The organism is Yinghuangia sp. YIM S09857 (assembly GCF_051388915.1).
Classification (GTDB): domain Bacteria; phylum Actinomycetota; class Actinomycetes; order Streptomycetales; family Streptomycetaceae; genus Yinghuangia.
Genome location: NZ_JBPKBH010000002.1, coordinates 118296 through 129459 on the forward strand (window position 1 = coordinate 118296; position 11164 = coordinate 129459).

Annotated in this window: 9 protein-coding genes and 1 pseudogene; 3 read left to right on the plus strand and 7 right to left on the minus strand. The window is 74.0% G+C overall.

The annotated features are described in order from the left end of the window. Window positions 1–30: 30 nt before the first annotated feature. On the minus strand, window positions 31–453 hold the full coding sequence (locus tag ACRX5S_RS03680; RefSeq protein ID WP_436771258.1) for a VOC family protein: 423 nt from the start codon (window positions 451–453) through the stop codon (window positions 31–33). A 158-nt stretch (window positions 454–611) separates the two neighbouring features. On the opposite strand from ACRX5S_RS03680, the gene ACRX5S_RS03685 reads away from it, so the two are divergent. Then, window positions 612–1682, plus strand: coding sequence for a helix-turn-helix transcriptional regulator (locus ACRX5S_RS03685; protein ID WP_436771259.1), 1071 nt, complete (start codon window positions 612–614; stop codon window positions 1680–1682). Between the two features lie 165 nt (window positions 1683–1847). Here ACRX5S_RS03685 and ACRX5S_RS03690 read toward each other — a convergent pair. The 3 genes and pseudogenes from ACRX5S_RS03690 to ACRX5S_RS03700 form a co-directional block, all read right to left on the minus strand. Beyond that, a pseudogene (locus ACRX5S_RS03690) lies at window positions 1848–2887 on the minus strand (alpha/beta hydrolase). A gap of 424 nt (window positions 2888–3311) precedes the next feature. Then, a complete protein-coding gene (locus ACRX5S_RS03695; protein ID WP_436771260.1) occupies window positions 3312–3512 on the minus strand; it encodes a hypothetical protein in 201 nt (66 codons plus the stop codon). A 171-nt stretch (window positions 3513–3683) separates the two neighbouring features. Continuing rightward, on the minus strand, window positions 3684–4034 hold the full coding sequence (locus tag ACRX5S_RS03700) for a hypothetical protein (protein WP_436771261.1): 351 nt from the start codon (window positions 4032–4034) through the stop codon (window positions 3684–3686). Between the two features lie 621 nt (window positions 4035–4655). Here ACRX5S_RS03700 and ACRX5S_RS03705 point away from each other — a divergent pair. Next, window positions 4656–5999 (plus strand): hypothetical protein, encoded by a 1344-nt coding sequence (locus tag ACRX5S_RS03705; protein WP_436771262.1) that lies wholly within the window; start codon window positions 4656–4658, stop codon window positions 5997–5999. Between the two features lie 245 nt (window positions 6000–6244). Here ACRX5S_RS03705 and ACRX5S_RS03710 read toward each other — a convergent pair whose 3' ends face one another. The 3 genes from ACRX5S_RS03710 to ACRX5S_RS03720 all read right to left on the minus strand — a co-directional run bounded on the left by ACRX5S_RS03710 (window position 6245) and on the right by ACRX5S_RS03720 (window position 9241). Then, on the minus strand, window positions 6245–6910 hold the full coding sequence (locus ACRX5S_RS03710; RefSeq protein WP_436771263.1) for a hypothetical protein: 666 nt from the start codon (window positions 6908–6910) through the stop codon (window positions 6245–6247). A 250-nt stretch (window positions 6911–7160) separates the two neighbouring features. Beyond that, window positions 7161–7640, minus strand: coding sequence for a hypothetical protein (locus ACRX5S_RS03715; RefSeq protein ID WP_436771264.1), 480 nt, complete (start codon window positions 7638–7640; stop codon window positions 7161–7163). Window positions 7641–8179: 539 nt separating this feature from the next. Further along, on the minus strand, window positions 8180–9241 hold the full coding sequence (locus ACRX5S_RS03720; RefSeq protein WP_436771265.1) for a hypothetical protein: 1062 nt from the start codon (window positions 9239–9241) through the stop codon (window positions 8180–8182). Between the two features lie 593 nt (window positions 9242–9834). Here ACRX5S_RS03720 and ACRX5S_RS03725 point away from each other — a divergent pair. Continuing rightward, entirely contained in the window at window positions 9835–11091 is a 1257-nt protein-coding gene (locus ACRX5S_RS03725) for an SLC13 family permease (protein WP_436771704.1), read from the plus strand. The last annotated feature ends 73 nt before the right edge of the window (window positions 11092–11164 follow it).

Below are 11164 nucleotides of genomic sequence, written 5' to 3' on the forward strand. Positions count from 1 at the left end.
CCGCGCGTCTGCGCGCCCAGAGCAGCGGGGTCAGCCGTTGTAGGGCCCTGTGACGTCCAGGACCCAGGTCACGCCGAAGCGGTCGGTGAGCATGCCGTACAGCGGCGCCCACGGCGCGGCCTCCAGAGGACGCACCACCGTCGAGCCCTCCGACAACTTCCGCCACAGCGCGCTGATCTCGTCGGCGTCGTCGCCGCGCACGGACACGAAGAACGGGTTGTCGCCCTGGTCCCAGGCCAGATGGGAGGGCACGTCGTAGGCCATGACATGGAACCCGTTGTCCGCGACGACCTCGCCCCACATCACCCAGTCCGCCTCACCCTCGTCCTGCACGCTCCCGGCGTCCTTGTAGGTGACCGCGACCGTGCGCCCGCCGAACACCGACCGGTAGAAGTCCAGCGCCTCACGCGCGGCGCCCCGGAAGTTCAGATGGGTGGTGGTCGTGACAGCCATGAGCTGCTCCTCGCCTTCGTTCGGATGTGCGCCGGCCGGGGGATCCGTGCTCGGCGCGGCCACCGGGACCTGGAGCGACGTCCCCTCGGTGACCGTGTCCTCACCATCACAGAAGTAGCGGACAGGTTGCGTCCTCTACTTTCGGCACAATGGCGGACGTGCAGAAAACGTCCTCGCGGCTGCTCGCGCTGCTCTCCCTGCTCCAGGCCCGTCGTGACTGGTCCGGCGACGACCTCGCCGCGCGACTCGACGTCACCCCGCGCACGGTGCGCCGCGACATCGACCGGCTACGGGAACTCGGATACCCGATCCTGACCTTCAAAGGACCCGCCGGCGGCTACCGCCTGGACGCCGGCTCCCACCTGCCCCCACTGCTGTTCGACGACGACCAGGCCGTCGCCCTGGCCCTCGCTCTGCAAGCCGCCGCCACCAGCACCACGATCGGCGATGACGCACGACGCGCCCTGGCCACCGTCCGCCAGGTCATGCCCCCACGCCTGCGCAACCGGATCGACCTGCTCCGCGTCACAGCCGTACGCCCGCCTGGAAACGACAACGCCGCGGCGCCCAGCTCCCAGACACTCGTGGAGCTGAGCAACGCCATCCACACCCGCGCGGAGCTCCGCTTCGACTACGGGCACGACCCCGCCGCCACCGGCGGGAACCCCCGCCGGACACAACCCCACCACCTGATCACATGGCGCGGCCACTGGTACCTCCTGGCCTGGGACCTGGACCGCGAGGACTGGCGAGCCTTTCGCGCCGAACGGATCCACCCCCGAACCCCCACCGGCCCTCCCTTCACCCCACGCGACATCCCCGGCGGTGACGTCTCCGCCTTCATCACCGGCCGATTCCGCGGCAACGAGGGCACCCGCACCGACTGGCCGTGCCAAGGCGAGGTCATCCTCGGCCTCCCCGCCACCGCCGTCGCGCCCTTCGTCCCGGACGGCATCGTCGAAGCACTCGGCACCGACCGCTGCCGGCTCCTTCTCGGCTCCTGGTCGTGGACCGGCCTCGCTGCCGCCGTCGGCCGCTTCGACACCGACATCGAGGTCGTCGGCCCCCGCGATCTCAAGGACGCCTGCGCACAGCTGGCCACCCGCTACGCCGACGCCGCCCGCGACACGTCCCCACGCCACGGCTCCGGGGCCCTCCCGGACAGCCCGGCCCCGCCGCGGGCAGGTCCTCCGCCACCCGAGGGGCACGTGGCTCGCCGTCGCCGCTGAGTTCAACACCTCGGCTAACGACGTGAGTCGACGCACGTCGGGTTGGGGGCTGTTGAGGTGAAGAGCCGCTGGGGCGGCCGCCGCTGCGCCGTCCCGGCGGGCAAGGCCGCGAGGCCGCGAGGTCGCGGGGCTGCCGCGCGGAGGCGGGCGGTGCGTCCGCCCCCGTCACTGCGAGGGGGACGGGGGCGTGTGCAGGGTGCGGCGCAGCCATCGGGTGCGGGTCTCGCGGGCCGTGTGGGTGAGGACGGCACCGGGGGCGAGCGTGTCGAAGCCGTGGAAGGCGCCGGGCCATACGTGGAGTTCGGCGTTGCCCCCGGCCCGCCAGATGGCGTCGGCGTACGCCACGCACTCGTCGCGGAACATCTCGGCCGAGCCGACCTCGATGTAGGCCGGGGGGAGGCGGGTGAGGTCCGTGGCGCGGGCGGGGGCGGCGTACGGCGGCACATCCGGGGTGTCGTGGCCTCCTTCGCCGTCGCCGTCGCCGAGGAGGGCCTGCCAGGCGGTTGCGTAGGACGTGAGGTCGCCCAGGTCGATGCCGGACATCTGGCGGGCGGAGAACGTTGCGACGCGGTCGTCGAGCATGGGGGACAGGAGCAGCTGCCCCGCCGGTGCGGGGCCGCCGCGGTCGCGGGTGAACAGAGCGAGGGACGCGGCGAGTCCGCCGCCCGCGCTCTTGCCGCCGAGGACGATGCGCCGCGGGTCGACGCCGAGGTCGGAGGCGTGGGCGTACGTCCACGCGAGTCCGGCGTGGCAGTCCTCGATCTGGCTGGGGTAGCGGGCCTGCGGGGCGAGGCGGTATTCGACGGAGACGACGGCGAGGCCGAGGGGGAGGGCCCAGTCGCGCAGGATGCAGGGGAGCACGGACCAGGCGTTCCCCATGATCATCGCGCCGCCGTGCAGGTAGTAGAGCAGGGGGAGGGGGCCGGTGGCCTGTGCGGGCGGGCGCTGACGAGGGTGACGTCGGGCGCGCCATGAGGGCCGGGTACGCGCAGCTCCGTCACGTCGAAGAGGCCGTCGGCGCGGAGGGCTTCGGCCGTGGGCCTGGGGCGGGCGGTGGCGTCGCGGCGTTGGAGGGCCTCGATGGTGTCGGGGGTGACGGGCCGGCGGGCGTCGGGGTCGAGGGCGGCCAGGACCGCGGCCAGCTCGGGGTCGAACGGAGGTGGGGAAGGGGACGCGTCCGGCACGTCCCGAGGAGGGGCACCCATGCGGAGAAGCCAATCACAGCGCGGAGCGCGGACGCGGAGACGGGACTGCCGAACGACCGTGGTGGGAGCGGCAAATGCGGTGGCGTGCGGGGCAACTCCCGGACAGGGCAACCATGTCGTGTAATCCTCATTACACGACATGGTTCGGGGGAGCGCGAAGAACCCCCTGGGGAGGGGGTGTTCGTCCACGATGCCACGCGGCGACGGAATGCGCACGTCGGCAATTCGCGTCAGATGGTGGGGACCGTATCAAGATCGTTGCGGGGAGAGGGGTGGGTGTTTGGGACGTGGAGGGGGGTGGTGGTTGGGTGCGGCAAGGGCGGGAGCGCGGGCGGGGCGGAGCGGGCGCAATATAACGGTCTTCCGGGTCCCTGCGACCAGGCAACATGCAGAGCGGCGTGGGAGTGCCCGGCCTGTGGCCGAGTCAGCCGAACGAGTGGACGTAGTTGGACGTGGGCAGGGTCTCGCTGAGTTCGAACGGTTGGCCGTCGTTGCCGGGCCGGTGCGTGCGTACGGCTTCGTGCGCAGCAAGCGCGGCGCGCGGCGTCGCCGTACGCGAACCGCCCGCCCCGCGCAGATGACTACTCGTCCAGACGTGCCACCCACCGAGGCCCCGCAAGATCACGCGGCCGCAAACCCCGCGACGACGCACACCGCAGGAACCGCCTTGCAGATCAGCCCCTTTCGGCGCCGAACAGCCACTTCCACGGTTCGCCGATAATGCACATTATGTCAAGTAGCGCGAGTGAAGGCCTCCTCCGCCCGATGTCGCGACTACGCCTCAGCCCTCCGCGGTCTACCCGACCCACCAGGTGCGATCAACGGACGCGCAGTCCAACTCCTCGCTGCGGAGCACAACGTGGGCCACGAACGCGTCCGGCAGCCGGACCCCGTGCTCCTCGACGTAATGAGCAAGCCCCACCGGCCAGATGAACTCGCCGTCCGTCCGCTCGTCACTACCGTTTGCGGCGCCGCAAATGCGGCAGCGTGAGATGCCCATGAAACGACGACCGATCTGGCCCCGGTCCAGGTAGTCGACCACCAGGGCCCGCTCGTCCTCGTCCCACGACGTGTCGACCAGGTCCGTCGGCTCCGGGAACTGCGGACAGTCGCTCGATCGCCAGTAGCCGAGGGCCCTGAGGCGCATGGCCGGAGGTTAACGGAAACGTCAGCCCGCGTTCTCCGCCGCAACCGTCCGCTGGTCGAAGAACACCAGCAGTTGCAGTACCGGACCGGGCTCTCGAACGACGGCGGGTCGAGTGCACCGACTTCCGGGAACATCGCCCGCAGCATCATGCCGACGTCCGCGTCGTTCGCGGGATGCCGGTCGGCCAGGAGAAGCCACACCCGGTGAGAAGCCACACCCCCGGTGCATCATGGCGACGAACCGCCCGGCCCGCGAACTCGCGTGCGACTACCCCGAGTCGCCTCCGACCACACAAACCGCACAGTTGCATTCGGCATGCGCAATCCACCGACCCGAACGCCCCCACCCCTCACTCCCCCGCACCCACTCCCGCAAGCCCCCGCCCGGCCCGCCCAACTTCCCTCCCCCGCACCCCCGTTCTTCGCTCTCCGTACCCGGTCGTTTCCGCCCCGCAACGCTCCGACCTGCGGTGCGGCCCTCGCAACCGGGCTATCCGGGACAACCCCGGACCGGCCCCCACGGCTGGCACTTTCGGGCGGATTTCCCGCCTTCGCCTACCCCGGGGACCCCGCCCGTTCTATCGTCGGCCCGATCGGTGTCACCCGAGGGAAGGGGCCGGCCGTGACCCGACGAGGAATGGGCGCCGCACGGGTCGGACAGGCGTTGGGGCTGGTCCCCCGCCAGGTACGGCTGGCCGCGCGGGCGGGGCTGCTGGACCAGCACGAGGACGGCACGTTCGACGCGGACTGCGTCGCCAGGGCCGCCGCCGACCAACGACGATTCCTGGACGCCCTGCACCGCGAGGAGCCGCTGAGCGCCCGTCGCGCGGCCGCGCGCCTGCACATCAGCCGCGAGCGCTTCAACCGCGTCGCCCGCACCGCCGAACTCCCCGTAGTGGAACGCCAGTGGCTGCGTCGCAACGGCCGCGACCTGGAGGTCTGCTACTTCCGGACGGCCGACGTCGACGCCCTTCTCCCCCACGTCGTCGCGGACATCGAACTGCGGGCCGCCGCCGCGACCGTGGCGCGTTCGCAGGCCGCCGCCAAGGCCGCCCGCACCCGCGCGCACAACCGCGAACGCGCCCAGCACGCCCGGCAGTTGCTCGCCACCCGCCGCCCCGGCGCGATGGGCGACCCGGTCGAGACGGTGCTGTGGGCCGTCGCCCTCGGCGCCGCCCACGGACGCATCCCACCCCGGCTGCGCCGGTTCCGCGACGACACCCGCGCCCGCGCGCTCGCCGAACTCGTCGGACAGGCCCGCCTGCGCCCCGCCGAGCTCGCGCAACTGGCCGAGGAGGCGACCGGCCCCGCGCTGCGCGTACTCCCCTGTCTGGCCAAGCCCCAGGAGGTCGCCGCGCGCCTCGGCGTCCCCGCGACGCGGGTGGCGGAGCACACCCCGGCGCTGCACGGCTACATCGCCCGCGCGACGCTGGAGGAACTGGCCCAGGTGCCGCCCGGCTGGCTGCTGTTGCTGCGCGGCGACCAGGAGCTTGAGCGCGTTTCGGCGATGTGGGCGCGCGAACAGGAGCTCGTGTGGCAGCAGGCGCGCGACCGCGCCGACGCCGTGCTCAAGGACGCCGCCCGCGCGGTGGCACGGCTGTCCGACGAGGCCGTGGCCGAGCTGTTCGGCCTGGACGCGGAGCTGGTGGCGTCGCTGCGCCCCCGCAGCGGGCGGTGGTCGGCGGCGTACGTCGAGGAGCTGCTGCGCACCCGCCCGGCGTGGCTGGACGACGAGGACGCGGCCCGTGCCGAGGTCGTACGGCGCGCGCGTTCGGCGGAGCGGCGCGCCTCCGCGCGGGCGGCCCGCCGCCTGGGCTGGCGCCGCGTGTGGGCGCACGTGTTCGGCATGGCGGTGGAGGACGTGCCGGAGACCGTCGGCCGCCCGACCCAGGCGGCGGTACGCGCCGCACTCGCCTCTCCCCCGCGTTGGGCCCGCCAGTCGGACGGCGGCGGCGCGACCGTGTGACGCCACGCGCGCCGCCCCGGGCACCCCGGCGCGCCTGTCAGTCCGAGGCAGCCCGCGGGGGGCCGCGGTGTCAGCCGTACGTCGTCCGTCCCCGGGCCGACCCGCGGCGGGCGCCGCGCGGGCGCCCCGGCAACAGGATCGACGACGTCGGTCGGTCTTCTCGGGAGGGCGCGGATGAGCGCGCTCTCGGCGAAAGCGGCGGTGGCGGCGGAGGCCGGAGCGGCAACCGAGACGACCGGAGGGTGTCAGGGGTAGCCGATCTGGGCCTGGTCGTCCGCGACGTCGCGGAGTTCGGCGTCGGGGTTGAGGAGCGCCACCAGGTCCCCGGTGAGCGGCTCCAGGGCGCAGACGCGGCGTACGGCGTCGAGGTCGACCGCGGTCTCGTAGTAGTCCTCGGCGAACTCCCGGTACGCCTGCGGGGTCGTGTCGACGAGCAGGCGGAAGAGCCGGTCCGCGCCGTCGGCCGGCTCGCGGCCGTCTGGGGTCGGCGCCACGTCGCCGCAGCGCCACGCGTCGTCGTGCGTCTCGCGCCAGAAGCACACGGTGGCCTGCGGGGATCCGTCCGGGTGGCAGAACGCGGGCTCGGTGACGTGTGCGGCCAGGCTCGGCGGGACGGAGTCCAGGACGCCCGGCCAGGGCCCGGGGGTCCTGTGCATCGGCGACTCGTGGTCCCAGCCGCGCGCGTACGTCCCGGCGGCGGAGAAGACGATGAAGTAGTCGTTGCCGCTGCCGTTGCGCATGGACGCCATGTCCTCGCCCGGAGCCCATCGGGTGTCGAAGGAGTAGTACCGCGACACCCAGTCGTCCGGGCTCATGATCGCGTCCAGCATCGCCAGCGCTCGCGAGCGGTCCCGGAGCGCGGTGGGGTCGGGCAGACGGCGGATCACATCGAACACGGTCACGGGGGTCATCCAAGCGGACGGCCTGGTGGCGCCGGGCACCGGCCCGGTCTGGCGCGGAGCGGATGACGACCGAACGGACGGCGGCACCCCAGGGAGTGTTTTCCAAGTTCTGTCGGGTGGCCCGCGGGCGTGGTGCGTGCGCTCGCAAGGCCGCGGCCCGCGGCTCGGCCTGGGTTTGGCTTGGGTTTGGCTTGGGAGGGCACTCAGGGCCCGGAGCGTGCCGCGGCCCGCGGGCTCGGAGGGAATGTGAAGCACGACCTTAGTGCGCTGGTGCGCGGGTGGTCAGGCCGAGGGCCCGGTAGAGGTCGTCGAGGCCGCCGTGGGCGAGTGCGCGGTCGATGGCGTCGGGGGCTGCGGCCAGGTCGGCTTGGGCGGCCCAGGCGGTGACGGCCGCGACGGCGTCGGCGCGGCGGTAGTCGTCGGGGAGGGCCGCGGCGTACTGCTCGGTGGCGCGTTCCTCGCCGAAGACGACGTCGAAGGGGTCGCCGTCGTCCGGGGTCGCGCCCTCGCCGATCGCGCACAGGCCGTCGACGACGTAGACGGCGAGGGCGGGCGCGCCGGTCGTACGGGCCAGCGCGCAGACGTCGGCGTCGCCCGTCCCGGTGTCGGAGATGCGGAGCTCGCGCCAGTCCCCGAACACGCGTTCGCCGCCCACCGCTCCCCCGAAAGCCGAGACTGCGGGAGCCCGGCGCAGCTCGGAGTCTCCGCGGGCGAGCACGACCCAGCCGACGTAGTCCATGTCCGGGGACGCTACGCCACTGGCTGACGCCCCGTCAGCGGGGTGCGCCGCTCGGCCGTTCCTGGGCCGTCTCCGCCGCGGATGCGAGCGTCGGTGTGGGGGCCGCCCGGGCGCGGCACCGGGGGCTCGGTCTGGTGGGGTGCAAACGCCGAGAAGGGCCCTGCCGAAGCGGGGCCCTTCTCGCGGCCGGTGGGCGGGTCGCCTCGCGGCGAAAGGCACGCCGAGGCTCCAGCCGAACGGTATTCCTCGGTGGCAATAGGTGAGACCCGGGGACACCGGTCCCACCGACCACCCGTTGCAACCACGGCATGGGCGCGGGCATTCCCGGGCTCGGTGCGGCGGGCTTGGTGCGGCCGGATCCGCGGGTCGTGGACGGTCCCTTTGGACAGCGATCCGACATGTTGTCCGTACGGATGTTCGGGCGTGTGTTCGGGCGGATCTTCGGCAGGAGCTTTGTCAGGGGCTTCGGACGGAGCTGGGCGTGCGGGTCGGCGCCGCGGACGCCGAGCGGGACGCCGCGCCCTGTGTCGGACTGCCCATCAGGCGTCCCCGGACTTTCCGGCCTTCCCGGCCTTGCCCCCGTCGCTCCCCGAAGCCCGGCGGTCCGCGGACTCGGACTCCCGGCGTGCCCGTCGCACCCGGGTCTCCGCCTCGCGCACCGTACGTTCCGCGGCCTTGAGGTCCGCGCGTGCGTCGCGTACGGACGCCTCCGCGTCGTGGAGCTCGTCCTGTGCGGTGGTGAGCCGGGCGGCAAGGTCGGCGGCGCGGCGGGCCGCACGTTCCTGGTGGGCGGTGGCGCGGTCGAGGCGTTCCTGGTGTCCGGTGCGCGACCTCTCGGCGGCCTGGCACGCCTGCTCGGCCTCGCGCAGTGCCTGCCGGGCGCTCTCGGCGCGGGCCCGTTGCTCGCGGCGTGCCCGGGCGCTGTCGAGGTCGGCTGCGGTGTCAGGGGACGCTGTCCCGGGGGCGGCCTGACGCTTGCGACCCGAACCGCAGCCTCGTGCCGGGCCCGCCCCGTCGGCCGTGCCCCCGGCCTGGTCCGCCTGGTCGCTGCGAATGCCCCGGGGCGAGGACGCGCCGGCACCAGCCCCGCCCGTACGCGGCGCCCGCCCCTTCGCCGCCGACGGATCGATCGCCGGAAATCCCGCCGCCTCCAACGGCCGGGACAGTTGTCCCGACGCCCACGCCTGCGCGGCGTCCGCGTCCGCGAGGGCGGCGTGCAGGGTGTCCTGGACCTCCTGCTGCGCCTGGTCGCCGATCGGTTGTCCGGCGGCGGCGGCGAGCTGCCGGGCCTCGCGGGCGAGTGCGGCGGTGACCTGGTTCCGGCGTGCGGACAGGGTGCGCAGTTGGGCGCCGTCGACGTTGCGGTACGCCTCGCGCAGTGCCTCGCCGAGTTCGAGCAGCGGGCCGGTCTCATCGGGGCGGGTGCGTACGAGCAGGTTGCTGGCCCACGCGGCGAGGGTGGGTTTGGGCAGGGCCCTGATGCGCTCGCCGAGCGGGCGGTCCCCGGCGTGGACGGCTTCGGCGGCGCGGGCGTTGCGGGCGGCGGTGAATTCGCCGGGGGTGAGGGCGTACAACTCGTCGGTGACGGCGTTCAGATCCACGGGGGGACCTCCAGGACCGGGCGAGTGGGACCGCGTGTCGAGTGGGCTCGGGTGCGCGCATCCGGGGCGGAGTCGGGACCCGGGCCGCAGAGGCGGGGCGCGGCGCAGCGCGGCGTCCGCTACCGGCCCCTGCCCGCGAAGGCCGGCCGTCACGCACCGCGGTCCAATCGCGGTCCATCGCGGTTCACAGGGTCCCGCTGTCCGCTGCGCGCCGGGGCCGGGCCGAAATTGGCTTGCGCGTGGGGGGTTCGGGATCTTCGCCGTACGCTCCCGCACGTCCCGTCAGTCCCCACCCGTCCCGTCGTCGCTCTGTCCTTCCCCGCCTGTTCCGTCCTCGTCCCGCCCGCCCGCGCACCAACCCCCGCAGGGTCGGCCGCTCCGGCTGTCCCGCGGCTGCGTAGCATCGCGTGCCGTCCCATCGCCCCACCGCAGCCCCGGACACTCCCGACCCGGTCCCTCTCCCGGCGTCCCACGGATCCCCTCGGGGCCCTGAGCCCACAGCCCGCAGCCCGCGGTCCGGAGCCCGCGGTCCGGAGCCCGCGGTCCGGGCGACCCGGTTCCGGCCGGCTGCCGAGTCCCGAAAGGCCCTGCTCCTGAACACCGCATCCGCGGAAGTGCTCTCCGTCGTCCTGCTCCTGGCGGTCCTCGGCTGCGCGGTGGTCCGGCCGCGCGGGTTGCCGGAGGCGGCGGTGGCGGTTCCGGCGGCGGGGATCGTGGTGGTGACGGGGGCGGTGTCGTTGGAGGCGGCGCGGGAGGAGGCGGAGCGCCTCGGGCCGGTGATCGGGTTTCTCGCGGCGGTGCTGGTGCTGGCGCGGCTGTGCGACGAGGACGGGTTGTTCCAGGCGTGCGGTGTGTGGATGGCCCGTGCGGCGGCGGGGCGTTCGCAGGGGCTGCTGGTCCAGGTGTTCGTGCTGGCGTCGCTGATCACGGCGGTGCTGAGTCTCGACGCGACGATCGTGCTGCTGACGCCGGTGGTGTTCGCGACGGCGGCTCGGGTTGGGGTGCGGGCGCGTCCGCACGTGTTCGCGTGCGCGCACTTGTCGAACACGGCGTCGCTGCTGCTGCCGGTGTCGAATCTGACGAACCTGCTCGCGTTCTCGGTGAGCGGGCTGAGCTTCTTCCGTTTCGCGGCGCTGATGCTGCTGCCGTGGCTGGTGGCGATCGCCGTGGAGTACGCGGTGTTCCGGCGGTTCTTCCGGGCCGACCTCGCGGCCGGTGCGGAGGCGCCGCCGCGGCTGGACGCTCCGGCGGTGCCGGTGTTCGCGCTGGTGACGGTGCTGGGCACGCTGGCGGGGTTCCTGGTGGCGTCGGCGGTGGACGTGGACCCGGCGTGGGCGGCGGCGGCCGGTGCGGCGGTGTTGGCGGTACGGGCGCTGCTGCGCCGTCGGACGACGCCGCGGGCACTGGTCCAAGCCGCGGCGCTGCCGTTCCTGGCGTTCGTGCTGGGGTTGGGGCTGGTGGTCCGGGCGGTGGTGGACAACGGCCTGGCGGAGGCGCTCGGGCATGTGGTGCCGCACGGGACGGGGCTGCCGGCGCTGCTGGCGATCGCGGGGGTGGCGGCGGTGCTGGCGAACCTGGTCAACAACCTGCCCGCGGTGCTGGTGATGCTGCCGCCGGCCGCGGCGATCGGTCCGGGGGCGGTGCTGGCGGTGCTGCTCGGGGTGAACATCGGGCCGAACCTGACGTACGCGGGGTCGCTGGCGACGCTGCTGTGGCGCCGGATCGTGCGGGAGCAGGGGGCGGAGGCGGGGTTGGGCGAGTTCACGCAGCTGGGTCTGCTGACGGTGCCCGCCGGGCTGGCGCTGTCGGTGACGGCGCTGTGGGCGTCGCTGGCGCTGATCGGCGCCTGAGGGTCGGCGCCGGCACCTGAGGAGCGGCATCTGAGGTTCGCGGCGTCCCGTCCGGGCCCGACCGCGGGCGCGG

Excerpts from the sequence above, each read along its gene's own strand:
- ACRX5S_RS03680 (WP_436771258.1), bottom strand. The coding sequence starts at position 453 with ATGGCTGTCACGACCACCACCCATCTGAACTTCCGGGGCGCCGCGCGT.
- ACRX5S_RS03710 (WP_436771263.1), bottom strand. The coding sequence starts at position 6,910 with ATGACCCCCGTGACCGTGTTCGATGTGATCCGCCGTCTGCCCGACCCC.
- ACRX5S_RS03715 (WP_436771264.1), bottom strand. The coding sequence starts at position 7,640 with ATGGACTACGTCGGCTGGGTCGTGCTCGCCCGCGGAGACTCCGAGCTG.
- ACRX5S_RS03700 (WP_436771261.1), bottom strand. The coding sequence starts at position 4,034 with ATGCGCCTCAGGGCCCTCGGCTACTGGCGATCGAGCGACTGTCCGCAG.